25 protein-coding genes are annotated in these 25139 nt (G+C 44.7%); 17 read left to right on the top strand and 8 right to left on the bottom strand.

Features of this window, described 5'->3' with window-relative positions:
* The first annotated feature begins 12 nt into the window (after positions 1–12).
* The 3 genes from bglX to N6H06_RS06900 all read left to right on the top strand — a co-directional run bounded on the left by bglX (position 13) and on the right by N6H06_RS06900 (position 4844).
* Complete coding sequence (gene bglX, locus N6H06_RS06890; RefSeq protein WP_263705945.1) at positions 13–2268, top strand: beta-glucosidase BglX; 2256 nt, start codon at positions 13–15, stop codon at positions 2266–2268.
* Entirely contained in the window at positions 2261–3640 is a 1380-nt protein-coding gene (locus N6H06_RS06895; protein WP_263705946.1) for a glycoside hydrolase family 32 protein, read from the top strand. The genes bglX and N6H06_RS06895 overlap by 8 nt, the downstream gene beginning before the upstream one ends.
* Positions 3641–4016: 376 nt before the next feature.
* Positions 4017–4844 (top strand): helix-turn-helix domain-containing protein, encoded by an 828-nt coding sequence (locus N6H06_RS06900; protein WP_263705947.1) that lies wholly within the window; start codon positions 4017–4019, stop codon positions 4842–4844.
* Between the two features lie 112 nt (positions 4845–4956).
* Here N6H06_RS06900 and N6H06_RS06905 read toward each other — a convergent pair whose 3' ends face one another.
* A complete protein-coding gene (locus N6H06_RS06905; RefSeq protein WP_263705948.1) occupies positions 4957–5463 on the bottom strand; it encodes a MepB family protein in 507 nt (168 codons plus the stop codon).
* A gap of 355 nt (positions 5464–5818) precedes the next feature.
* On the opposite strand from N6H06_RS06905, the gene N6H06_RS06910 reads away from it, so the two are divergent.
* The 6 genes from N6H06_RS06910 to N6H06_RS06935 all read left to right on the top strand — a co-directional run bounded on the left by N6H06_RS06910 (position 5819) and on the right by N6H06_RS06935 (position 10673).
* The gene (locus N6H06_RS06910) at positions 5819–6742 is read left to right on the top strand and encodes an ABC transporter ATP-binding protein (protein ID WP_263705949.1); all 924 of its coding nucleotides are present in this window, start codon (positions 5819–5821) and stop codon (positions 6740–6742) included.
* Complete coding sequence (locus N6H06_RS06915; RefSeq protein ID WP_062747696.1) at positions 6739–7497, top strand: ABC transporter permease; 759 nt, start codon at positions 6739–6741, stop codon at positions 7495–7497. Before N6H06_RS06910 ends, N6H06_RS06915 begins: the two co-directional genes overlap by 4 nt.
* 239 nt (positions 7498–7736) lie before the next feature.
* Entirely contained in the window at positions 7737–8117 is a 381-nt protein-coding gene (locus tag N6H06_RS06920) for a GntR family transcriptional regulator (RefSeq protein WP_142237501.1), read from the top strand.
* A complete protein-coding gene (locus N6H06_RS06925; RefSeq protein WP_263705950.1) occupies positions 8114–8812 on the top strand; it encodes an ATP-binding cassette domain-containing protein in 699 nt (232 codons plus the stop codon). Before N6H06_RS06920 ends, N6H06_RS06925 begins: the two co-directional genes overlap by 4 nt.
* Positions 8809–9555 carry a hypothetical protein gene (locus tag N6H06_RS06930; RefSeq protein ID WP_263705951.1) on the top strand — a complete coding sequence of 249 codons (747 nt, stop codon included), beginning with the start codon at positions 8809–8811 and terminating at the stop codon, positions 9553–9555. Before N6H06_RS06925 ends, N6H06_RS06930 begins: the two co-directional genes overlap by 4 nt.
* 68 nt (positions 9556–9623) lie before the next feature.
* Complete coding sequence (locus tag N6H06_RS06935) at positions 9624–10673, top strand: M42 family metallopeptidase (protein ID WP_062747690.1); 1050 nt, start codon at positions 9624–9626, stop codon at positions 10671–10673.
* A gap of 92 nt (positions 10674–10765) precedes the next feature.
* Here the strand turns inward: N6H06_RS06935 and N6H06_RS06940 are convergent, their stop codons facing one another.
* Entirely contained in the window at positions 10766–11227 is a 462-nt protein-coding gene (locus N6H06_RS06940; RefSeq protein WP_062747688.1) for a Dps family protein, read from the bottom strand.
* Between the two features lie 70 nt (positions 11228–11297).
* Positions 11298–11837: a hypothetical protein gene (locus N6H06_RS06945; RefSeq protein WP_062747686.1), complete on the bottom strand. Its 540-nt coding sequence runs from the start codon at positions 11835–11837 to the stop codon at positions 11298–11300.
* Positions 11838–11923: 86 nt separating this feature from the next.
* On the opposite strand from N6H06_RS06945, the gene queG reads away from it, so the two are divergent.
* Positions 11924–13075 carry a tRNA epoxyqueuosine(34) reductase QueG gene (gene queG, locus N6H06_RS06950; RefSeq protein WP_263705953.1) on the top strand — a complete coding sequence of 384 codons (1152 nt, stop codon included), beginning with the start codon at positions 11924–11926 and terminating at the stop codon, positions 13073–13075.
* 39 nt (positions 13076–13114) lie between these two features.
* Positions 13115–13642, top strand: coding sequence for a methylated-DNA--[protein]-cysteine S-methyltransferase (locus N6H06_RS06955; protein ID WP_062747682.1), 528 nt, complete (start codon positions 13115–13117; stop codon positions 13640–13642).
* A 15-nt stretch (positions 13643–13657) separates the two neighbouring features.
* Here N6H06_RS06955 and N6H06_RS06960 read toward each other — a convergent pair whose 3' ends face one another.
* Complete coding sequence (locus tag N6H06_RS06960; protein ID WP_263705954.1) at positions 13658–14119, bottom strand: GNAT family N-acetyltransferase; 462 nt, start codon at positions 14117–14119, stop codon at positions 13658–13660.
* 108 nt (positions 14120–14227) lie between these two features.
* Between N6H06_RS06960 and N6H06_RS06965 the strand changes: the two genes are divergently transcribed.
* Positions 14228–15118, top strand: a complete 891-nt coding sequence (locus N6H06_RS06965; RefSeq protein WP_263705955.1) for an amidase domain-containing protein — start codon at positions 14228–14230, stop codon at positions 15116–15118.
* 109 nt (positions 15119–15227) lie between these two features.
* A complete protein-coding gene (gene trmL, locus N6H06_RS06970) occupies positions 15228–15701 on the top strand; it encodes a tRNA (uridine(34)/cytosine(34)/5-carboxymethylaminomethyluridine(34)-2'-O)-methyltransferase TrmL (protein ID WP_062747677.1) in 474 nt (157 codons plus the stop codon).
* Positions 15702–15743: 42 nt separating this feature from the next.
* Here trmL and N6H06_RS06975 read toward each other — a convergent pair whose 3' ends face one another.
* From N6H06_RS06975 to N6H06_RS06985, 3 genes are all read right to left on the bottom strand, one after another.
* Positions 15744–16301 (bottom strand): YufK family protein, encoded by a 558-nt coding sequence (locus N6H06_RS06975; RefSeq protein WP_062747676.1) that lies wholly within the window; start codon positions 16299–16301, stop codon positions 15744–15746.
* Between the two features lie 36 nt (positions 16302–16337).
* Positions 16338–16652 carry an antibiotic biosynthesis monooxygenase gene (locus tag N6H06_RS06980; RefSeq protein WP_094428868.1) on the bottom strand — a complete coding sequence of 105 codons (315 nt, stop codon included), beginning with the start codon at positions 16650–16652 and terminating at the stop codon, positions 16338–16340.
* 380 nt (positions 16653–17032) lie between these two features.
* Positions 17033–18877 (bottom strand): transglycosylase domain-containing protein, encoded by a 1845-nt coding sequence (locus N6H06_RS06985; protein WP_263705958.1) that lies wholly within the window; start codon positions 18875–18877, stop codon positions 17033–17035.
* 149 nt (positions 18878–19026) lie between these two features.
* Between N6H06_RS06985 and N6H06_RS06990 the strand changes: the two genes are divergently transcribed.
* The 3 genes from N6H06_RS06990 to lepB (N6H06_RS07000) all read left to right on the top strand — a co-directional run bounded on the left by N6H06_RS06990 (position 19027) and on the right by lepB (N6H06_RS07000) (position 22353).
* Complete coding sequence (locus N6H06_RS06990) at positions 19027–20922, top strand: PrkA family serine protein kinase (RefSeq protein WP_263705959.1); 1896 nt, start codon at positions 19027–19029, stop codon at positions 20920–20922.
* Between the two features lie 92 nt (positions 20923–21014).
* Positions 21015–21578: a signal peptidase I gene (gene lepB, locus N6H06_RS06995; protein ID WP_062747668.1), complete on the top strand. Its 564-nt coding sequence runs from the start codon at positions 21015–21017 to the stop codon at positions 21576–21578.
* 205 nt (positions 21579–21783) lie between these two features.
* Complete coding sequence (lepB, locus tag N6H06_RS07000; RefSeq protein WP_062747666.1) at positions 21784–22353, top strand: signal peptidase I; 570 nt, start codon at positions 21784–21786, stop codon at positions 22351–22353.
* A 237-nt stretch (positions 22354–22590) separates the two neighbouring features.
* Here the strand turns inward: lepB (N6H06_RS07000) and N6H06_RS07005 are convergent, their stop codons facing one another.
* A complete protein-coding gene (locus N6H06_RS07005) occupies positions 22591–23334 on the bottom strand; it encodes an AAA family ATPase (protein WP_263705960.1) in 744 nt (247 codons plus the stop codon).
* Positions 23335–23671: 337 nt separating this feature from the next.
* Here N6H06_RS07005 and yhbH point away from each other — a divergent pair, with 337 nt between their 5' ends.
* Positions 23672–24844, top strand: coding sequence for a sporulation protein YhbH (gene yhbH / locus N6H06_RS07010; protein WP_263705961.1), 1173 nt, complete (start codon positions 23672–23674; stop codon positions 24842–24844).
* Positions 24845–25139 lie beyond the last annotated feature (295 nt).

Below are 25139 nucleotides of genomic sequence, written 5' to 3' on the forward strand. Positions count from 1 at the left end.
AGGGGGAGAACCATGCAAAATAAACAGCTGCTTGAGAAATTGGGCAGTCTTACTGTTGAAGAGAAAATCGGCCAGCTTGTTCAGCTGACTGGTGATTTTTTTGAAGGAGATCTAGATACGGTTGTCACAGGACCGCTTAAAAAACTGGGGCTGCACCAAAATTATAATGTGTATAACACCGGTTCGATCCTCAACGTGACCGATCCTGATAAAATTATTCGGCTGCAAACCGATTATCTGGAAAAATCCAATCATAAAATCCCATTGCTGTTCATGGCGGATATCATCTACGGCTATCGGACGATCTTCCCGATTCCCCTTGCCCAAGCGTGCAGCTGGAACTTTGAGTGTATTGAGCACGCGGCATCGATTGCTGCCCGGGAATGTTATGAGGAAGGTGTGCACGTAACATTCTCCCCGATGGTCGATATCGTCAGAGATCCTCGCTGGGGCCGGGTAATGGAGTCGTCCGGTGAGGACACGCTGTTGGCTAAGAAGTATGCAGAAAGCATGGTGTACGGCATCCAGGGCCGACAAGGGGAAAGCAGCATTCCTGCCGACAAAATTGCTGCTTGTGTCAAACACTTTGCCGCCTATGGCGCACCTGTAGCCGGACGGGAGTATAACGCCGTGGATATGTCGGAGCATATGCTTAGAGAATATTATTTGCCTGGCTATCAGGCTGCGATCGACGCAGGAGTCAAGCTTGTCATGACTGCCTTTAATACGCTGAACGGCATCCCCGCCACAGGCAACGAATGGCTGAACCAGGATCTGCTTAGGCAGGAAATGAAGTTTGACGGAGTCTTGATCTCAGACTATGCAGCTGTAGAAGAACTGATTATGCATGGTTACGCGGAAGACGAAGCAGCGGCCGCCAAGCTCGCTTTGGTGGCGGGTGTTGATATCGATATGAAGACAGCCGTTTACGCCAACCAGTTGGAAAACGTAATAACCGGTAGTGAGGAATTGCAGCAGCTTCTGGATGACGCTGTGTACCGTGTCTTAAAGCTGAAGAACGACTTAGGGCTGTTTGAGGACCCATTCCGCGGTTTAAAGGCCACCCGTCAGCTGCCGACAACGCGCATCTTGTCAGACGAACATAAGACGGCCGCCCGGTCTTTGGCAGAGCAATCCATCGTTTTGTTGAAGAATGAACAAGAACTGCTGCCGTTGTCGAAACAGGCAAAGATCGCTTTAATTGGCCCGTACGCAGAGGAAACCTCTACCCTTGGCATGTGGGCGATTAAGGGGGACGAAGGGGATACGGTGAATTTGAAAACAGGACTGCTGAAGCATGTGGATCCTGAGCAAATTTCCGTATGCAGGGGTTCACACCTCCTGCCTGATTATGCGAGAGATGCGCTTGGCAAGTATGTAGACAAACTGCCTGTTGAAACAGTTGACGAGGATGTGTTGCTTCAGGAAGCGATTCGCAAGGCTAGCGAAGCCGATGTGGTGGTTCTGGCGTTGGGAGAGAGCATCTATCAAAGCGGAGAAGGCGGTTCCCGCACGAATCCTACATTGCCAGAGCCGCAACTGAAGTTGCTCCACGAAGTCAGTCAACTGAACAAAAAACTTGTTGTGATCGTGTACAGCGGCCGTCCGTTAATTTTAACTGAAGTATCCGCCCAAGCTGATGCCCTCATCCAGGCCTGGTACCCGGGAACAATGGGTGGGGAAGCGCTGGCCAATATCCTATATGGAACAGCCAATCCGTCAGGGAAGCTGGCGATGACATTTCCTCGCAGTGTTGGCCAAATTCCGGTTTATTACAACGAGCTTAAAACGGGAAGGCCAAACTTGCCTGAAAATGGTTTTTACCGTTTTGCCTCACGGTATATCGATGAAGCGAATGAACCGCTATATCCGTTCGGGTACGGAAAATCCTACACGACGTTTGACTACAGCCTGCTGTCCGTCAGCCGCAAGGAAATGAGCGCCGATGAGTCAGTCGACATCGAGGTATCTATTACCAATACCGGAAAGTATGATGGGAAGGAAACGATCCAACTATACATCCGCGACCGATTCGCCAGTGTAGCCAGACCAATAAAAATGTTGGCCGATTTCAAGCAGATTTTTTTGCGGAGCGGCGAAACAGGAACTGTTCAGTTTTCAATTTCTGAAGACATGCTTAAATTTTATGGAACGAGTATGAAGTACGAGAGCGAGCCAGGGGATTTTGAGGTTTATATCGGCACGAGCTCACAGGAAACGCCGCTGACGTTTAACTTCGCTTTACGGGCGGGGGAACATGATGAGTAAAAGTGACGCTTATAACCTGAAGTATCATATTACGCCGACACGTGGCCTATTAAATGACCCGAACGGGCTTGCCTATTTCCAAGGTCAATATCATGTTTTTTATCAGTGGAATCCCCATGGCACCGAACATAAAAACAAAAGCTGGGGCCATGTCGTTTCCAATGACCTAGTGAACTGGCACAGGAAAGAGATGGCATTGGTACCTTCGGAATGGTACGACAAGGACGGCATCTATTCCGGCGGGAGCATCGTTCATGAAGGAAAGCTGTACCTGTTCTATACAGGTAACGTCATCAATGAAGATGGGACACGGGCAAGTTATCAATGCGCGGCGGTTTCTGAAGACGGGCAACAATTCCAGAAGCTCGGCCCGTTATTCGAGCATCCTGTTGGTTATACGAGACATGTCCGCGATCCGAAAGTCTGGAAAGACGATTCAGGCAACTGGTGGCTGATCGTAGGGGCCCAGCGAGAAGATCTTACGGGAGATGCCCTTGTCTATAAGTCCGAGGACTTGATCAGCTGGTCGTGCCAGGGATCGTTTCTCGAACAGGAACATTCTTTCGGATATATGTGGGAATGTCCCGATGTGCTCCAGTTCTCTGAACATGATGTCTTTGTCTTTTCTCCGCAAGGCTTGCCAGAGGAAGGCGACAAATATAAAAATCCGAATCAATCAGGTTATATTGTAGGGCGCATTTCAGAGACCGGAAAATTTCTTGGCACGTTGTCTGACTTCAACGAGCTCGACCGGGGATTTGATTTTTATGCCCCGCAAACGTTCAAGGTCGACAATCGAATCTTGATGTTCGGGTGGATGAGCGCAATGACGGAGGAAACAGAGCAAGCTGTCCCGACAATTGAGGAAGGATGGGTTCATGCATTGACTCTTCCGAGGGAAATCATTCTCGCAGACGGCGTGCTATATCAGAGACCGTTACATGAACTCCAGCTATTAAGGCAGCATGAAATACACGAAGGAATTAGCAACAGCGGTCAATGGAGCTTACCTTCCCTGGCAGCTGAGGTCATGATCCGGTTTATGAAGCAACCTGAAAGCTTCCAGCTCATTATTAGAAACTCCGTACAGATCGACTATAATCATGAGCATAACAGTTTGACCGTCTGGAGAACGAACTGGTTAACGAACGAGAAGGAACACCGTAGAGCTGTGCTCGGCCAGCCGCTTGCAGAATTGCATATGTTCATTGAAAGCTCCAGCATAGAGCTATTTGTGAATCAAGGTGAGGAAGTGTTCTCTTTGCGGTACTTTCTAGAGGATACGAACGAGCGCAGCGTGCGGCTTGAGTCAGACTGCAGCGAAGCTGTCTTAAGCATGTACCGCTTGCGAGAAAGTATAGACGAGGAGTGACTCATCATTTTCAATCGCTCAAAAACGCCACGATTTATACTGCAGGCTTGTCAGCGATTAGCCGGTAATTGTTCCCAACATATTTGAACCTGCTGGAAGTATAAAGATAAATGAGGCAGAAGCGAACGATTCTGACGTACCCGTCATTACGGGCTTGCCTTGTACTCTGACTCTCCCTTTGGAATGTACAAGCAGGTAAGAGAAGGCAGTGGCCCCATCGCGGGCGAAGCTGCCTTCTTTTTTTGCGTTCATGCCTTTGATGGATTGACGCTTGTTTGCGTATTTTACTATCGGTATACTATAGGTAAAAGGGACTGGTTCTAGTTCCAAGGAAACAAGCAGGTTCATGTTCACGGTTTGGTGACGGGGTGGCAAAATGAAAAAGATGTATGAACATATCGAAATAGATCGTAAAAAGCTGATTAACCTTTTTATTTTCCAGGCGAGGACGACAGAAAGAGTCATTCCCATGCATTTTCACAGCAACATGGAACTGATTTACTGCATTAACGGAAGCTTGCGGGTCTGGCACGAAGGAAAAGTAACCACTCTGATGGACAAGGATATGCTGTTCATAAACAGCAATGTCCCCCACTCCACTCAAAGCCTTACGGAGAACCGCGTACTTGTGCTGTATTTTCCGGAATCTTTTTTTGCCAGCGAACAAGTTCTTATCCAGTTGAACACTTCAGAAGAACAGCTGGATGAGCAGGTCCTGTCCAATCTAAGAACGCTGCTTATGGAAATATACAACCTCCATTATTCAACAGGCACGTATGACTATATTCTGGCCCAAAGCCGGATCATTGAGTTGAAATACAGGCTGGTGCGCCATTTCGGCCAAACAGCCGAGCTTTCCCCTGCTACTAGCAGAGCCGATCGACAAAAAATCCAAACGATCCTAGACTTTATTAAAGAGCATTATACCGAAAACATCAGTTTGGCCGAAACAGCCCGCATATGCGGTTATTCTGAGGCTTATTTGTCCCGGATGTTTCATGAGTATACAGGGCAGACATTTACGGAGTACAAGCAGATCCTTTGTCTAGAGAAGGCAATCGATTTGCTCGATACTACGTACAAATCGCTTACGGAAATTTCCTATGAGACCGGCTTCCCTAACGTCAAATCGTTTAGAAAAGTATTTAAGGAAGTCATGGGGAAAACCCCTTATGAATATAAAAAATCAACTGAAATGTACTAGTGTAGTGTTGAAGGTGTAGCAGAAAAGGATCAAACATGTGGTTCTGCTAAATTTGATTGTTCTTCTTCAATAACGCATCTGTTAGTTACTAATTAGCCAACTTAGGAATTAGTTAAGAATACAGCTTTACTAGTTCTTGTGCTGGAAAACGATTTGTATTGTTCACCTCTATAAAGTATGCTAACTGCCATTTTTGTGTTTCAAGCGCTTGTTTGCTAGTGGGATTTTCCCATCTAGGGTAAACTCTAATAGCCATTTTTCCTTTTGTAGTGGGTGTTTTAAGGATATTTTGTTTTACAAGAACTTCTTTCGGAAAAACGAATTGGCCAAAATGATTGTCACTAGTAAAAGTATTGATAACCAATAAATCAGTAGCCTTTTCATATGAAAAGGCTTGATTTTTATTGACTTGATCTTTTTCCCAAAAAACAACAAACTGTCCTATCTTGTTAGGTGTGATTTTTGCGACTCTAAATCTAACCGATTTTGAATTTAGTTGAAATATACCAGCTCCATAATCTGAGTTTTGCGCTTCTTCTTGAATAGCATTTATAATTAAGTGATTTGGCTCATAAAAAATTTTATTTACATATGTTAACGCCTGATAAAATTCATTCACTGCTTTGTACTCCTTATTTTTTATACTACGTCATCCAATGCCTTCTAGAATCCGCTAATCATAAATTTTCTTGTTTTATTACGTTTTATATCTAAACATCTTGCTTCGTTAATGAAATAAAACCTAAATAACGAAACACTTTGCTCATTTCAACCCTTTGGATGAGAACGTTCGTTCTTATTGTAACAGCATTTTGGAAACGTATCAAATTGACAGAGCCGAAAATTTAAAGAAGACTTGCGGGAACGTATATGGTTACATGCCGAGAAGTAGCTTTTTATTTTCCTTGCAACCAGTTTAATATTAGTGTACTATTTAAATAGAACACTAGAACATAAGGATAGGAGTGGAGAAAATGGAGTACCCTTTAAAGGTAAAAGAGCTCAACAAATCGCTTGGGAAAAAGCCGATTATAAAAAACATGTCATTCCAATTGGAACGGGGAGCGATTTATGGCTTTTTAGGACCTAATGGATCAGGGAAGACTACCACAATCCGCATGATTGTTTCCTTGATTGCCCCTGACTCAGGAGATGTGGAAATAGAAGGGAAATCAGTGCGTACAAACCGTGAAGAGGCGTTGGCACATATCGGCGCCATTGTCGAAGATCCAGATTTGTACGGCTACTTAACAGGACGACAAAATCTCGAGCACTTTGCACGGATGAGCGCTACTCCTGTTTCAAAAGAACGGATTGATGAGGTGGTCGCGCTTGTAGAGCTAGAAGGGGCGATGCGAAAAAAAGTCAAATCTTATTCACTCGGTATGAAGCAACGGCTTGGCATTGCCGTCTCCTTGCTTCATAAGCCTTCTGTCCTTATTCTTGATGAGCCGACAAACGGACTTGATCCGAAGGGAATCCGCGATTTGCGCCATTATTTGCAACGGCTCGCACGAGAAGACGGTGTCACGTTGCTTGTCTCGAGCCATCAACTAAACGAAATCGAAATGTTGTGTGACAAAGCCATTATCATTAAACAGGGGGAAGTCATTGAACAAATTTCAATGAATACTGCTGTTAAAGAAAAAGCAGCGACTTTTAATATTCAAATTGAAGCAGAGCCTGTAGAGCAAGCAAGAAGCGTGCTTGCTGACTTCGGAAAAGTAGGGGAAGTTGCAGGGAAATTGGAACTAGAAAAACAACCGTATGAGCAAATACCAAAGCTTGTCAATGCCCTCGTTGCAGCGGGAGTCAACGTCTATGGAATGGCTTACCGCAACCGTTTGGAAGACGCCTATTTTTCAATAACGGAAGGGCAGAAGGAGGATGCATCATGATCGGTCTTATTCATAATGAGTGGCTAAAGTCGTGGTACGGACGAAAAATGTGGCTCTTTTCGATCGTAATGGCTGTCTTCATGGTAGGGGCACTTGGCGTCGCTCTTCTCGTCCAAGCAAACACTGACATTACGATTGCTGCCGAAGATTTTTCTGAAATAAGCGTCATGTTATTTCCAACTTTTATTATGCTTTATGGGGTCGTTTTAATTGCAGGCGCCATTGCTGGCGAACATGCAAATGGAACGGTCAAACAATTGTTAATTCGCCCTACATCACGGACGAAGATTTTAATAAGCAAGTGGGCGGGCAATTTCCTCTTGGCAGGGCTTGCCTTTGGGCTTCTTGTTCTTGTCACAACAGCTGCAGGGCTTATTGCTTTCCAGTCGGACATAACCGTGTTGGAAATAATAAAAGATACGGCCGTGACAGCCCTTTATCAATTGCCGACGCTAGTCTTTTATATGGCGCTTGCAACATTGATTGCTGTCCTAACAAAAAGCACCGCTTTAACGATCATTATTACGTTTTTACCGATGTTTTTCGGCTCGATCGTACAATTTTTTATTGTAAGATACGAATGGTCGAAGTGGATGGTCCTGTCTCATATTGATTTTTACAGCAACTATCATGAATTTGGGACAATGCCGGAGCCGTTTGCAAACATGTGGGCATCACTCGGCTTTTTGGCTGCCCATATTGCCTTGATTCTCCTTGTGGCACATGTTGTTTTTCAAAAGCGGGATGTGCTTTAATAAAAAAGTCGGGCGTTTAAAGCCAGACTGATAGAAAACGCTTGTCAGCCGAGGCGCGAAACCGAGTGAAGATGCGAATAGAACGTGGGGTTCATGAGCAGTGGTTTTCTTGCGCATGAACGACAGTTTCAAAGCATATGAACGAGGTGAGCAATGAAGCGAAGGATGTGCGAGCGTTTGGCTACAGTCTGTGCCAGGCGTAACTCGCCTGGCTTTATTCATTTAGAAAAGAGGGGGGAGTGATCCGCAGCATGCAATTTGATCCGAATAAGGCTATTTACACACAGATTGCCGAATATTATTATCAGCAAATATGCAGCGGCGAGTTGGCTCCTGGAGACAAGCTGCCCTCGGTCCGGGAAACGGCGCAACGATTGCAAGTAAACCCAAACACCGTTTCACGGGCTTATTTAGAAATGGACCGTGAACAAATTACGTTTTCAAAAAGGGGTCAAGGTACCTTTGTAACGACCGATTTAACCGTGATCAAACAGTTGAAGGAAACATTGGCTGATGCGCAAATGCAAGCGTTAATTACATTCATGAGAAAGCTCGGTTTTTCCAATCAAGAAATTAGCGCCTCTTTAGAACGGTCATTAAAGGAGATGGGAAACCCATGAGTGCACTAGTCGTCGAATCACTGGAAAAGAAATATGGACGAAAGCGTGTTTTTGCAAATTTATCAGTAGAGATGACAAAAAACCGCTTTATCGTACTTCTAGGCGCAAATGGTGCAGGCAAAACGACATTTTTAAAAGTGTGTGCAGGACTTGCGCCAGCTGGAAAGGGCCGCATCTCCCTCGATGGCGAACATAAGCGAGCGGCGCGTGTTCAATTAGCAAGTTATGTCTCAGAAGAGGGCGGTTTCGAGCCCCATAAACGGGTAGAAACGATTTTGCATGACCAAAAAACGCTTTACGTGACATTCCAACATCGCCGTGCGTTGGAAATGTGCAAAACAGCCGGATTGGAAGAAGGAGCTAAATGGGGGGCGCTTTCAAAAGGGCAGCAACACTTGCTCTCGTTAATCGTCGCCCTTGCCAAACCGAAGCCTTTTATTTTTATTGACGAATTGCTCGCTAATCTCGATACGGCAAAGAAAGAGGCGATGGTTGCTGTGTTAACGGATTTTCTTGTGGAAGAAGAGCGGATGATCATCATGGCGACCCATGCGTATGAAGATGTGGAAATGCTTGCAGATGGGGTTATTTTTTTACGCGAGGAAGGTGCGGATATCATTACCGATTTAGAGGAATGGCGCTTAACGAAAGGGCAGTCCCTCAAGGATTTGTTTGCAGAGGTGGGCAAAAAATGAATGTATTTTGGTTCTATCTTAAACGTGATTTCCTTATGTTGCTTCCTGTGAACACGATCATTTTTCTGCTCCTGTTCACTGGCGTGATTCTCCTAAAGGCACTGCAAGTACGAATTGGCGAACCTTTTGGAATACAAGCGTTGACGGCGACAGGCGCATTGTTTTTCCTTTTCATGTTTGTATTATGTTTAGCTATCGCAGTCGAGGCCATTTGGAAAGAGTGGCGGAAGCGAACCCAATATGATTGGTACGCTATGCCTGGCTCGATCCATGTGAAGTTGGCGAGCAAATTAGTGGCTGTATTAGGATGGCAATATATTCAAATGGTACTTGCTTTTTCGCTGTTCTTGGTGATGACACTATGGACATCAAGTGTAGAAAATGCGGCTCAAATCATAAAAGGATTAGACGTGTTGCCAGTGTTTGGTTGGGAATATTTGTGGGCGCTGCTTATTAGCCCAATTAGCGGTATTTTAATCGTATTTTTATTGTTGTTTTTGTTATTGGGCATTCCCCGGGGATGGAAAAAAGTTGTAATTATTGTCGTTTATATTGGTCTTGTCTGGGTTTTTTATCCGTATATTTCCATTAAATTTGAAGCGAACAACACTGTGCCTTACGACAGCAATCTAATCGTGCTGCTTGCTCAGACAAGTCTGTTGCAAATGCTCATTGATACGTTAGTAGCAGTTTTTGTTTACGTGAGTGTATCTGTTTTTCTCACACGCAAACTAGAACTTTGAACAATTGCGAGTTTGTAGCAAAGTCGCTATGATGGTAGGAAGGCTATATAGAAAGAAGGAACAGACAAATGTATGATAAAGAACTCCAGGGGATTATCTCGATTTTGAAAGACTTGGTCCACATTCCGAGTCCTTCAGGGTACACCGGTGAAGCGATCGCCTATATTAGGCGATTTTTGGAGGATGTCGGGGTCCAAACGCAATTGTTAAATAAAGGTGCGCTCCTTGCCACGATCGAAGGGAAAAACAATGATAAGCAGCGGATGCTCACTGCCCATGTTGATACATTAGGGGCGATTGTGAAAGACATTAAAGAGAACGGGCGCTTGGCAATTGACAAAATCGGCGGATACGCGTTTCCCTCCATTGAAGGGGAATACTGCCTCATTCATAAAGCCGACAAAAGTACGGTGTCAGGAACGATTGTCATGCATCAATCTTCTGTCCATGTTTACAAAGATGCAGACACTGCAAAACGGAATGAAGAAAATATCGAAGTACGAATTGATGCCGCTGTCCATGATGAAAAAGACACGAAAGCGCTAGGAATTGCCGTAGGAGATTTCATTAGTTTTGCTCCTCGTTTCGAGCAAACTCCGTCCGGTTTTATAAAATCGCGCCATTTGGATGATAAAGCGAGTGTGGCCTTGCTTTTGCAGTTAATGAAACAACTGGCGGGCAGCAAGATAAAGCTTCCTTATACGACCCATTTCCTCATCTCAAACAATGAAGAAATTGGCTACGGCGGAAATGCTGGGATTCCCGAAAAGGTGATTGAATATGTTGCCGTTGATATGGGAGCCATTGGCGATGGGCAGCAAACCGATGAATTTACTGTTTCCATTTGTGCAAAAGACGGAAGCGGCCCGTATCATTATGGACTGCGGACACACCTTGTTTCGCTATGCAAACAAGAGTCGATTCCATACAAACTAGACATTTATCCTTACTATAGCTCAGATGCATCTGCTGCTATTAAGGCAGGCCATGATTTAGTCCATGGCTTAATTGGGCCAGGCATTGAAGGTTCCCATTCGATGGAACGGACACATCAGTCTTCACTGGAAGCCACATATCGCCTTCTATGTGCGTACACTTATTCGGAGATGAACCATTAAAGAGGCGCATTGAGCTTGTACATAAAAAAAGCTGCCCTTTGGCAGCTTTCAGACTATAGCAACTCGCATCATTTTGTTTGTGCACCGCTTTTTTATGAGCGAACGTCTGACGTTTCTTTTGTATAAGCACGAAGCATCCATGCGTGTTTTTCGATTTTTTCTTGCAAGCCAATGAGCATGTCTTGGGTTGGATCGTCGCCAAGGGAGCCGCATGTGTCAATGCCGCTTTTGAGCTCATCAGAAATTTTTTCGTAATCGCGTACTAAGTCACGAACCATTTCATCTGGAGACAGCGTTTTATCGCCCTCTTTAATCGCGGATAGTTGCAGAAACTCATCCATTGTTGCCACCGGTTGACCTTTTAAGGCAAGCAGGCGTTCAGCTAACTCGTCCACTGTTTCTCCGGCTTCATTGTATAACTCTTCAAATTTCTCGTGGAGTGTAAAAAAGTGCGGGCCCTTCACATACCAATGGTAGTTATGCAATTTCACATATAAAACACTCCAGGTTGCTACTTGTTTGTTCAATAGTTGTTGGATTTTTTCTTGTGCCATGGATGATTCCTCCTTATGGTAAGCCTACCGTTACTATACCCGATCGCCATTTTTCTTAAACATCGGACGGTTAACTTTCCACAAGCTGAATCGATGTGCTGCCGCCATGTACATGGGTAAACATGCTGCCCGCTGCTTGGAGCAAAGGCAAGCGCTTGTCCTCGTGTAAGTGGTTCGGAAAGTAAAAAACATGTAGCCCGTTTGTCGTCGTTTCCGATGCTTCTGTTCGCAAAGCAAACGTATCTGGGCTTGAAATCAAGCCTAATTGATCGGAAACAGTAGCCTGTTTTGGATCAACCATTAACGGTGTTGTCAGGGCATCGGCGTCATGAAAGGTAATTGGCAATTTATACTCAAGCATGAAAAAACGAGTCAAGTCCACTGCTGAATGGACTGGTTTAAAAAAGTCCCCTTCTTGAAGCGAGGCAAACAAAGCCTCATGATGGAGCGTCCCTTTTTGGGGCCAGTTTTCTTGCGCAACAAAAGCGTTAAGCGGAGCGTCCTGCAAATCAAAATGGAGCAATTCTTGAAAAAACTGGAGACGTCCTTTTAACATTTGTGATGATGGGCCAATTTCGATATGATAGGTATAAAGCAAACCAATAGTCATAGCGACCTCCTAAAGTGATACATTTATTATCGTCGTATCGGTTGCTTAAATCAATAAAAGCGTTTTGCAAAAAAGGAGACAAGGGCATGGATTACGCCCAACTGAAAGCCGATTTGCTCGCTTACAGCGCTAAAATCGGCGTTGATAAACTGGGAATTGCATCTGCTGATCCATTTCTGTCATTAAAAGACCGTTTAATCGAGCACCAAGAGAAAGGATATGCTTCAGGCTTTGAGCATCCCGTATTGGAAGAACGGGTCGATCCGCGGCTCAGCTTGCCAAGTGCACGTACGATTATCTCGATTGCCGTTGCCTATCCGACAAAAATGAAAAAAGCGCCTAAAAGCATTCCAGGGGCAAGGCGCGGCGTTTTTTCGCGCTCGTCATGGGGACAAGATTACCACACCGTACTAAATGACCGTTTGAAAAAACTGGAGGCGTTTTTACGCGAACGGGTTGGGGAAACGGAAATGGTGCGAATGGTTGACACAGGCGCTTTATCAGACCGAGCTGTAGCAGAACGTGCCGGCATAGGCTGGTCAGCGAAAAATACGTTTACGATTACGCCTGAATTTGGAAGCTTTGTTTTCCTTGGCAACTTATTAACATCCCTACCGCTTCCATTGGATGAACCGCTTGAAGATTTATGTGGTTCATGCACTAAATGCATTGATGCGTGTCCAACTGGCGCTCTTGTAGGTCCAGGGGAACTGAATGCACAAGCTTGTTTGTCGTACCAAACGCAAACGAAAGGATTGATGCCTGATGAGTATCGGGAAAAGATCGGAAATTATTTATACGGATGGGACACCTGCCAGCTAGTATGCCCATATAATAAAGGAATCGACAGCCATCATCATCCAGAAATGGAACCAGATCCAGAGTTGTGCAAACCATTACTAGAGCCGTTGTTGTCGATAAGCAATCGTGAATTTAAAGAGCAGTTTGGCCATATGGCAGGCTCATGGCGCGGCAAAAAGCCGATCCAACGCAATGCCATTATCGCCCTTGCTCACTACAAGGAAAAAAGCGCTTTGCCGAAACTGCGTGAATTGCTTGCTTCTGACCCTCGGCCTGTTATCCGCGGCACGGCAGCTTGGGCGATTGGCAAAATTGGCGGGTCGGAAAAAGAGGAAAAAGCGCTGCTAACAGCGAAAGAGACAGAAACGGACCAGCTTGTGCAAATTGAAATCGAAAAAGGGCTCGAACTGTTAAAAAAACAGAATGGGCCCCAATAATAAAGATGCTTTAATCTTTTCAGGGAAGAAGGGAATGGCATGAGTTCGCTTAAGCAAATGTACGTCAAAGAAATGGAGAGTCCCCTTGGATTGTTGTCCATTGTCGCATCAGAGCGAGGAGTTTGCCAAATCCACTTTGGTCAAATAAACAAAGCACAAGTTACGGCAAAGCTGTCAAAAGCGGGAATACGGCCTCAATGGATTCATTTAGACGAAAACGAAGATCTTGATATTTGTTGCCAGCTGCGCGAATACTTTAATGGTCTCCGTGTTGAGTTTGATGCCGACCTCGATTTAATCGGTACGCCGTTTCAACTAAAAGTATGGAAAGAACTACAAAACATTGGCTATGGTAAAACAAAATCGTACAAAGATATTGCCCAGGCAATAGGAGCGCCTAAAGCCGTTCGCGCAGTAGGCGGTGCCAATAATCAAAATCCCCTTCCTATCGTGATCCCATGCCATAGAGTAATCGGCAGCAATGGGGCAATGGTTGGGTACGGAGGCGGCTTGACGAAAAAGCAACTATTACTAGGCCTCGAAGGAGCATTAAAAATATCCTCATAAAACAAGGCAGTGTGCTTATGCACACTGCCTTGTTTGCCTTTCCTTGAGCATCTTTTTTAACAAATACAAGTCAGATTGAGCGTGGTACCCACAAATGCTGTAGCCTTGTTTTTCATAGTAAGCACAGTTGGCTTTCCGTGCTTGACAACACATCGAAGAACAGCCTTGGGCGTTCGCGTGCTGTTCCATTTCTTTCAGAAGCAAAGTACCCAGCCCTTGACCTTGGTATGCAGGATGGACACAGAGACGGATAAAATGGCAACTGCCATTTACGAATTGAAATAAACACATTGCCGAAATTTGGCCATTTTTTATGAGAAGGAGTGCCTTGTGGCTTGAAGCAATCTTTTCTTTTAGAGAGGCTGGCGTTTCTGTAAGGGCTGGCGTATCGGTCAAACCGGTGTCATATTTGCTAAAAGCAAGTTGCAATAAATGATGAAGGGCGTTGGCGTCTGCCTGTTGTGCGAACCGTATCATTTAGAAAGGCCTCCGTAATCATTTTTGTTTAATTATACATTTATATGAATAATTATTCAATCATTGTTTTTAAAAAACGCCATATGATTGGAAGAGAGGAGGATGGCGATGAAAAAAAAACTTGTAAAAGCAATTCATGACCGGGTAGAGAGAATGAATCGAGCGTATGTAAAAGGAGATGCGTCCATCTTTGACGATGAGGAAAAAAAAGCGATTGAACAAGAGCGGAAAGAGATGGAAAAAAGGGGAGCAGAAGTCGTCCGTTCCCAAGCATCAGGCGACATCATATCTGTACGCACCCATGAACAAGTGACGCAAGTCGATTACGCGATTTTGCTTGAACGGTTGATTGTTCAAGATGAAGGTAGCTATATGGAAGAAAGGGTATTTAAACGTAGGGCAACCTTTACAGAGGGCAGGCTACGTGCCGATGTCCGTCTGCTTCAAGGGCCAGTGCAAGACGCACAGAATGAAAGCGTTGAGGCTCGAGACGAGCAAAGTCAAAATCGCAGTGAGTACAACCGCCGTGATGCTGTCCGATATGCGGAAAGGTGGTGGAATGATTATAATCCCGCGTTTAAGCGCTTTGAAGACAATTGCACCAATTTTATATCACAATGCCTGTTTGCTGGAGGCGCCCCAATGACCGCTAAAGGCAACACACACCACGGTTGGTGGTATGAAAACAGCCAATCGATGAGTTTAAGCTGGTCTGTTGCCCATTCTTTTCGCTGGTATTTAAGCGGCGCCCAAAAAGGACTCCGTGGCGAGGAAAAACAACGAGCAAGCCAATTGTTGCCTGGCGATGTCATTTGCTATGACTTTGATGGGTCGGGGAGATGGGACCATACAGCGATTGTTGTAGCGAAAGATTTGCGCAATGAACCCCTCGTCAATGCGCAGACAGTCAATAGCCGCATGCGTTATTGGACTTACCAAAACTCACCTGCTTATACACCAGATATCCAATATAAATTTTTCCGCATTGTCGTTGACTAGAAGGCTTTAAACTGTGGCAACTTGTATTAGGGGACAGCAATGAAAACTAGGAAAAGGAGGCAATACATGCTATAATGGCGATATTTGAGTAAAGACCGAGGTGCTTTTCATGAGTTTACATATTGTCCTATACCAACCTGAAATTCCAGCAAATACAGGAAACATTGCCCGCACATGCGCAGGAACCAATGCGACGCTCCATTTAATACGCCCGCTCGGGTTTTCAACTGAAGATCGGATGTTGAAGCGGGCTGGCTGTGATTATTGGCCTAATGTGACGATTCACTATTATGATTCGATTGAAGAACTGTTTGCAACTTATCCAGAAGGGCTTTTCTATTATATTGAGACAGTTGGCTCTAAACCTTATACAGACTTTGACTTTCGTAACACAGAGGTTGACCATTTTTTTGTCTTTGGCAAGGAAACGACAGGTTTGCCTAACCATCTGACCGAGGCAAACACTGAACGCTGTCTCCGCATTCCGCAGACCGATTTGATCCGCTCCCTTAATTTATCCAATACAGCTGCAATTGTTCTGTATGAAGCCCTAAGGCAGCAAGGGTTTCCAAACGTCCAATAAAACAAGCTCGCCTCGTTGCTGTGTGCGAGCTTGTTCGTGCTGTTATAGAGGAAGGCTGGCGACAAAAGAATTATAAAGGCGGATAGCGAAATAGATGATGGTAATTAAAAACGCGGCCCAAAATAAAAGCTGAAAACAAACAAAACCAATTAAGCCAGGAATCGTCAAAGAGTCGGCAATTCGGTAAATGGCAAACAACAAATAGCTAAAGGCAGCGGCAACAAACAGTAACAAAATGACAAAGATCATTTTTACGGCAGCCAGGGATAGGATGCTTGCCCCAAGAAAAATCCAGGCGCCACCTTGTACCTTTTGCCAAAGCGCGCCTTCTTCATCTTTTGAAAAAAACAGCAATGACAGTGAAAACACTGTATCGGCAATCAATTTTAAAGCCGAAAATAGCATAAAAAAGGCCAGTAAAAACAGAATCGTGACCCCAAGGCGGATTTCGTTTTCCCGGATCAACTCTGTCATGCTAGAAAGAATGCCATTATTTTCAAGCCAGCCAATGGCAAAGGATTGGCCAAATAGTGCTAACGCTAAACTAAAAAGCAATATGCTAATTAACGGAAGATGTCCGGTTAAATACCGATTTGTCATGGTCGTCTCCTTAACACAAAATGTTGATCGTGGCGTTTAGTCGCCTTTGCAAAAATGGTGGGCGACTTCATAGGCAAAAAGCTCATTAGCAGAAGCGGCAGGCTTTTCTTGCTTTGGTTTGCCAGAGTGAGCGTTAGCGAAAGCAGGGCTGGAAAGCCAATTTTCATAGTCTTGCTTCGATGCCCATTTTGTAAAAACAATTTGTTTTCCAGTTTCTTCAATGTTTGAGAGAAACAAAAACTCTAAACAACCTGGCACTTCTGCCATGCGCTCTGCCGATTGACGAAACCGTTCAGTCAGCACCGCTTTTCTTTCTGGTGGTACATGCAATTCATTCATAACAACATACATAGTGAAAAACCCCTTTCCGTTAAGTGAAAACGTTTTAGAAAGTTTACTGGAATGCTTTTCAAGTGTGAGCAGATTCGCTATAATGAAATGGAATCAGCCGAGCCCCTGCGAGGAGGAGTAGGAAAAATGAGAACGTTTTTGATGATGAGCGTTTGTGTCGTCTTTTTAATTTCAATTTTTGCTGGAGGCTATGAGGACAACCCTCATAAACAATAGCACGTTACGAAAAACCGGAAGACCCGATGAGGCGGTCGGCAACGTTGACCTGCCATACTAGACTAAATAGGGCGCTTGTCTTTAGTCGAGAGTCGGGAACCGGTTTTTTGTATGTTATCAACCCTCTATACGTCCGTTTGCCTTCGTTCCCATTGATGGCCAGGCTACTCGCGCACGGCCGTTTCCCAAATATTCATTGCTGGTCGTCTTGGCGACAAGTCTTCTACGAAACCTTCATCCCTTCCTACCCATACCGAAGCCGTGTATTTGTCGGTTAGTCCAGAAAAGGCAAGGTCGCGGTATTGACTGCTCGTTCCTGTCTTTCCGCCGATGTAGCCACTTTGCCCCAACGTCATTCCTTTGCCTGTCCCTGAAGCAATTACATCCGCCAGCAACGTCCGCATTTTGTCATTCGTTTCCTTTGACCAGACAAGCACTTCTTCCACATCGTCCCATTGATAGAGCGTTTCCCCGTGTTCATCAACGACGCGCACGATGCCATGTGCTGGGGCAAATTTGCCGTCGTGTGCAAAAGTGGAATAGGCTTGGGCCATCTCATAAACAGAGACATCGACGGTGCCTAAGGCAAGAGCGAGGCCGCGCTCCTCGTCATTAAGTTTGCTAAAAGAGAAAGGCTCTAAGTAAGATAGCGCTTTTTCGACGCCGACTTGTGCCAGCATGTATTCCGCCGGGACATTGTAGGAATGCTTGAATGCTTCTCGCATGGTGACAACGCCAGGCATAGCATGATTGTAGTTATTCACACAGCCAACCGTTTGTTTGCTGCTGTTTTGATCACAGTTAGGCGATGGATTGCCGTTAAAAGTAGCGGTCAGTGGAGCGCCTGTTTCTTCTAAATAAGGCACATAGTCGATCAATGGCTTAAAGGCGGACCCATGGTGGCGAAACGACTGTGTCGCGTACATGAGATTGCCCTTTTCGTAGCCTCTTCCGTTACTGATAGCGACAATCGTCCGTTCGTCATTATCAATCACCATCGCAGCTCCTTGTGCGTCGTCAGGCAATTCTCGCACCACGCTGTCGACTAGCCGCTGTTGCCGATCTGGATCAAGCGCTGTTTCAATCGTCACCCCTTGTTTCAGCAGTTCGTTAACGCGCGCTTCGACTTCCTCGCTTGGCGCTTCCTCCATATTCTCTTGTTGGCGGATAAGCATTTTAAATTCAGCTAAAATAAAATCGCTGTAATCAGGAAATTCGTTTGTAAGCTGCGAACGATGCAAGGCGATCGATTCTTCCAATGCTTCGTTATGCTCGGTAGACGTAATGAACCCTTCCTCTTCCATTTTTTGCAAAACCCATTCTTTACGTTCATGGGTATGGGTGGCTTCGTCTTTAAAAGGATCATAATAAGTTGGATTATTCGGAATGGCTGTCAAAAACGCAATTTGCGCAAGGGACAACTGGTTCGTTGTTTCGCTGAAATAAAGCTGCGCCGCTGCCTCAACGCCATAAGCACCGTTGCCGAAGTAAATAGAATTTAAATAAAGCTCAAGAATTTCGTCCTTAGAATACTGTTGTTCCAGCTCATAGGCATAAAGCAGCTCACTCACTTTTCGCTTATATGTACGGGAATGGTCTAAAAAGATATTGCGCACCATTTGCTGGGTAATGGTGCTTGCCCCTTGGTCAATGCCTCCTTCGCTTGCATTGGCAAGAAAAGCTCTGGCAATGCCTGTTGCATCGAAGCCATGATGCTCAAAAAAACGCTTGTCCTCAGTGGCGATAAAAGCATAAATGACCGTCTCAGGAATATCGCTATAAGGCAAGTAAACCCGGTTCGTTCCGTTATTTAATTCCGCAAACGTTCGTCCATTGGCATCGACAATGGTACTGTTGGAAGACAAGTAGAGGGCGTCACGGTCAATGTGCTCATTGACTATTTGTCTCACTGATTGTACGTTTGTGATTTCCGCTGTTACGTTTGAAAATAAAAAAACGGTTGATAAGGCTAAAACCACAATTAATATCCAGCCTGTCCCTGTTTTCATGACAAAACTCGCTTTCTATTAATATGGGTTTAGTATACCACTGTTTTGTTGGGACGGACAGAGATTCAATTTCGAAAAAGTAGCATGTTCATGCGTCATTCGGCATAACGTTAAGTAATCTCGCTTACACGAGGACGGAGGTATACGCATTGGATATTCTAAAAAAAATTGAACAATACCGAGAAGAAGAAGAACGCTTAAAGTGGGAAGGGACGTTTGCCGATTATTTAGCGTTAATTAAGGAAAAGCCATGGGTCACTCAAACAGCCCACTCACGCGTGTACAATATGATAAAAGACGCCGGAGTAGAAGAAAAAAACGGAAAAAAAGTGTATTCCTTCTTTAAAGATTCCATCTATGGGCTGGAGGAAGCGCTTGAAAAGCTGGTAGAGGAGTATTTTCATTCGGCTGCGAAACGACTCGATGTCCGCAAGCGGATTTTGTTGTTAATGGGGCCAGTTAGCGGCGGAAAATCAACACTCGTGACGATGTTGAAGCGTGGCCTCGAGAACTATTCACGTACCGACAGAGGCGCCGTTTATGCCATTAAAGGATGTCCGATGAATGAGGACCCTCTCCATTTGATTCCACTGCATTTGCGCAAAGACTTTGAAGAGGAGTATGGCATAAAAATTGAAGGCAATTTGTCGCCTTTAAATATGATGCGGTTAGAGGAGGAATACGGAGGGCGAATTGAAGATGTCTTAGTGGAAAGGGTGTTTTTCTCAGAAGACAAACGAACCGGGATTGGCACCTTTTCGCCGTCAGATCCAAAATCGCAGGACATTGCCGATTTGACTGGAAGCATCGACTTCTCGACTATTGCTGAATTTGGTTCTGAATCGGATCCACGTGCATACCGCTTTGATGGGGAGTTAAACAAGGCAAACCGCGGTATGATGGAATTTCAAGAAATGCTGAAATGCGATGAAAAATTTCTATGGCATTTGCTGTCATTAACGCAAGAAGGCAATTTTAAAGCAGGGCGGTTTGCGCTCATTTCGGCTGATGAACTCATTTTGGCCCATACGAACGAGTCAGAGTACAAATCGTTTATTTCCAACAAAAAAAATGAAGCACTCCATTCAAGAATCATCGTCATGAAAATCCCCTACAACTTAAAAGTTTCGGAGGAAGAACGGATCTACAAAAAAATGATCGCTGAAAGCGACTTAGCCCATGTCCATATTGCCCCCCATGCTTTGAAGGTAGCAGCTATCTTTACGATTTTGACTCGTTTAAAAGAGCCCCACAAGGCGGGAATTGACTTAGTGAAAAAAATGAAGCTCTATGACGGGGAAGCGGTTGAAGGATACAACAGTCAGGATGTGAAAGAATTGCAGGCAGAGGTTCCTGACGAGGGCATGAGCGGGATCGACCCCCGTTATGTGATCAACCGCATTTCGTCAGCGATTATCCGCAAGCAACTAACCTCAATTTCAGCGTTGGATGTGCTCCGTTCTATTAAAGAAGGGCTTGACGCCCATGCTTCGATTTCTAAGGAAGACAAAGAGCGGTATATCGACTACATTACCATTGCCCGCAAAGAGTACGATATGATTGCCAAAGAGGAAGTGCAAAAAGCATTCGTCTACTCTTATGATGAATCAGCGAAGACGCTAATGGACAATTACCTTGACAATGTGGAAGCTTATTGCAACAAAAACAAACTCCGCGACCCCCTTACAGGGGAAGAAATGTCGCCAGACGAAAAGCTGATGCGTTCAATCGAAGAACAAATCGGCATATCCGAAAATGCCAAAAAAGCATTTCGTGAGGAGATTTTAATTCGCATATCTGCCTATGCCCGAAAAGGGAAGAAATTCGACTACAACTCCCATGAACGGTTGCGTGAAGCGATTCAGAAAAAGTTATTCGCCGATTTAAAAGATATTGTAAAAATCACGACTTCTGTGAAAACGCCAGATGAATCACAGTTGAAAAAAATGAATGACGTCATCGCAAGACTCATTGATGAACATGGCTATAACTCCGTTTCAGCTAACGAATTACTCCGCTATGTTGGCTCGCTTTTGAACCGGTAGGCAAGAAATCCTCCGCGTCGCCTCGTGGAGGATTCTTGTCCTTTTTTTGATTTAATGCTACGTTAATAAAAACACGGGCAGGATGCTCGCGAATGGAAGACGGAAAGCGAGGAGCAGCAGTGGCGGAAGCAAAAAGAAAATCAGAGTTTTGGGGCTGGGTAAAGACGATTGCAATTGCCTTTATTCTTGCAGTTGGAATCCGGACATTTGTGATTGAACGTTTTGAGGTTCAAGGTGCCTCGATGGTGCCGACTGTTCATGACGGGGAGCATTTTATCATTGATAAGTTGAGTTACCAATTTGGCGAGCCTGAACGGTTTGATCTCATTGTGTTCCAAGCGACGGAAGAAGACCGCTACATCAAACGGGTGATTGGCTTACCAGGCGATACCATTCGATTTGAGGACGACATCCTTTACATTAATGGCGAGCAAGTCGAAGAGCCTTATTTGGAAGAAGCAAAAGCTGCTGATTCAGGACCCGTGTATACGGAAGATTATTTATTTGAAGAGGCTGTCCCAGAGAACCATGTCTTTGTAATGGGGGACAACCGCCCTACTAGCTTAGACAGCCGCGCTATTGGCCCAGTTAGCGAAGATAAAATGATCGGCAAAGTCGGATTGCGGTTCTGGCCGCTATCTGAATTTGGCTTATAATGAGTCAGCGAAGTGGAAGCCTTCGATCAAAAACAACACCGTGCTTTTAGAGGGATCGCTCGATAACAAGCTATGCATCAAATTGGAAAATCTCTCTTAGGCGGGTCAGTAGGTAGGAAATCTTTCCCTTCCCCTCGTGGAGGATTTCTTGTTCTTTTTTTGAATTAATGATACGTTAATAAAAACACGGGCAGGATGCTCATGAATGGAAGACGGAAAGCGAGGAACAGCAGTGGCAGAAGCGGAAAAGAAATCAGAGTTTTGGGGCTGGGTAAAGGCGATTGCAATTGCGCTTATTCTTGCGTTTGTAGTCCGGACATTTGTGATGACCAGCTTTGAAGTTCGCGGCGTCTCAATGGTGCCGACTGCTCATGACGGTGAGCGTTTTATTGTAAATAAATTAAGTTATCAATTTGGCGAGCCTGAGCGGTTTGATCTCATCGTGTTCCACGCGACGGAGGAAGATAGCTATATCAAGCGGGTGATTGGCTTACCAGGCGATACGATTCGCTTTGAGGACGACATCCTTTACATTAATGGCGAGCAAGTCGAAGAGCCTTATTTGGAAGAAGCAAAAGCTGCTTATTCAGGGCCCGCGTATACGGAAGATTACTCATTTGAAGAAACCGTCCCAGAGAACCATGTCTTTGTAATGGGTGACAACCGCCCTGCTAGCTTAGACAGCCGTGTGATTGGCCCAGTTAATGAAGATGAAATCATTGGCAAAGTCGGATTGCGGTTCTGGCCGGTGTCCGAATTTGGCTTTATGGATTGATAAACGAGTACGAAACAGCACTCGTTTGAGGTTGTCGACAAAGTCGATAACCGCCCTCAGACTGATAGAAAACGCTTGTCAGCCGAGGGAAGATGCGAATAGAACGGGGGTTCATGAGCAGTGGTTTTCTTGCGCATGAAACGACAGTTACAAAGCATATGAGTGAGGCAAACGACGACGTATGCGAGCGTTTGCCTACAGTCTGAAACGAGTGCGAAACAGCACTCGTTTTTGCATTCAGTCAGAGAAGAGTTGGTGAATAAAATAGGAATTACGTTCCATAATCATGCGCCAATCTTTAAAAAGCTGCGTCTCTTCTGCAGCGATTTCCTCAATACCTTCATCGCTTAGTTGAAACACTTGTGCTCCTGGATACAATATTAAAATCGGCGAATGGGTGGCGAAAATAAATTGCGAATTTTTGGCGATCCGTTCCTTGATGGCAAGGAGGATTTGAAGCTGGGAGTTTACAGACAGCCCAGTTTCTGGTTCGTCCATCAAATAAAAGCCATTGCCGAAAAAACGATGATTCATTAACGTTGTCATTGCCTCACCGCGAGAAAATGTATGTAAATTCCGGCCAAATAGTTTTTGTGATAACACTCCTTCTCCTTCTGCAAATTGATCCATATCTGTAGCTAAATTATAAAACGTTTCTGCCCGGTAAAAGTAAGCATCGCGTGGGCGGTAGGCCCCCCTAGTTAAGCGGCAATACTGATAGAGAGAAGAATGGCTTGCTTCTGTTTCAAAGCGGTGGTTTTTTGAGCCACCTTCAAGGTTTAATTCCACTAACGCTGCTAGTGTTTCAATCAACGTTGACTTGCCTGTTCCGTTTTCACCGACAAAAATCGTGACAGGTTTTTTAAAAGAAAGGCTATCAAAGCCTTGTAGGAATGGAAGGGTATGAGGAAAACCAAGATCTTGCCCATTAGCAGGCTTGTCGTAGTGTAACTGTGTAATGTACATATGTTTAGCTGTCATAGGCTCTCCCTGCTTTTTAGATTAGTGTAGCAAAAAACGTACGAAATGGGGGCGTCTGCTTTTATGTTTGCTTCGAGATTAGCGATGGAAAAACGATGCCTTGGCAAAAACGCATACATACGAAATCCTTGTAATCAGTTAGCCTTTTCATCGTTACTATGGCGCGGTTTGGCTTGTCCAACGAAAATTTCTTGGCAACTCTTGCTCTTGTCTTACATAGGATAAGAAAAGTAGCCATGCAACAATATTTTGCACCAGTTTATGATATGCACAATCAACTAGAAACGTTCCACTTTCAATCGATAAACGTAAACAAACCTTACTGAGGAGGGAAGGTATGGAAAAAGACAACGGCCGGCAGTTCACGATCTCCCAGGAAAACTGGTCCCTCCATCGAAAAGGGTTCCAAGACCAACGTCGACACCAAGAAAAAGTACGGGACGCCATCAAAAAAAACTTGCCTGACTTAGTTAGTGAAGAAAACATTGTTATGTCCAATGGAAAAGACGTGATCAAAATTCCGATCCGCTCGTTAGATGAATACAAAATTCGTTACAACTATGACAAAAACCAACATGTTGGCCAAGGGAAAGGCGACAGCAAAATCGGCGATGTCGTTGCTCGTGATCCAAATGGCGACAAACAGGCAGGCGCTGGCAAAGGGTCAGGCGCAGGCGACCAAGCAGGCGAAGATTATAATGAAGCTGAGGTTTCGATCGTGGAGTTAGAAGAAATGCTTTTTTCTGAGCTTGCATTGCCAAATTTACAAAAAAAAGAAGAACAAGAGCTTGTAGTGGAAGATATTTCCTTTAATGATATTCGCAAAAAAGGATTAATGGGAAATGTCGACAAACGCCGTACGATTTTAGCCGCCATTAAACGCAACGCTTTAAATGGCGAAGCGAACATTATGCCGATTTACAAGGACGATTTACGGTTTAAAACTTGGACGGAAACGATCCGGCCAGAATCGAAAGCGGTTGTCATTGCAATGATGGATACAAGTGGTTCAATGGGGCGGTTTGAAAAATATATGGCACGTAGCTTTTTCTTTTGGATGACTCGTTTCCTGCGTACAAAATACGAAACAGTTGAAATCGAATTTATTGCCCACCATACAGAAGCGAAAGTAGTAAGCGAAGAGGATTTCTTTTCAAAGGGAGAAAGCGGGGGGACAATTTGTTCATCCGCTTATAGGAAAGCGCTAGAGTTGATTGACGAGAAATACAACCCACGTGCGTATAACATTTACCCATTCCATTTTTCAGACGGTGATAACCTAACGTCCGATAACGCACGTTGCTTAAAACTTGTTAACCAGCTAATGGAACGTTCCAATTTGTTTGGCTACGGGGAAGTCAATCAATATTCGCGCCATTCGACGTTAATGAGTGCGTACAAAAACATGACAGATCCCCGTTTTATGCACTATATTTTAAAAGAAAAAGGCGATGTATACCACGCCCTAAAATTTTTCTTTCAAAAATCGGCAGAGGAAGCCCCCGTTTAGGGGGTTTTTCCTTTTGCAACGACACTATTTTATTCGTTTTAACTCCCGGAGCTCTGTCTCTTGTTCTAATGAACGCATGGCGAGCGACTCTAAAATTTTTTCATGCCGCTCTTGCCCTTGTTTAAGGGCCGTCATTTCCCTCTTCATAAAATTCATATCTCAGCAAGAGACGTTAACTTCGCATCTGTTTCTTCCTGCCTGTCATAGAGCGCCCTCGTCAGTCGTGTATTCTCATCTAATTGGGCTTTCATGCTTTGCTACCCAACTTTCATATTTTGCTGTTCAGCTTCGATGT

This window comes from Shouchella tritolerans, from assembly GCF_025770735.1.
In the GTDB taxonomy this organism is placed as follows: Bacteria; Bacillota; Bacilli; order Bacillales; family Bacillaceae_D; genus Shouchella; species Shouchella tritolerans.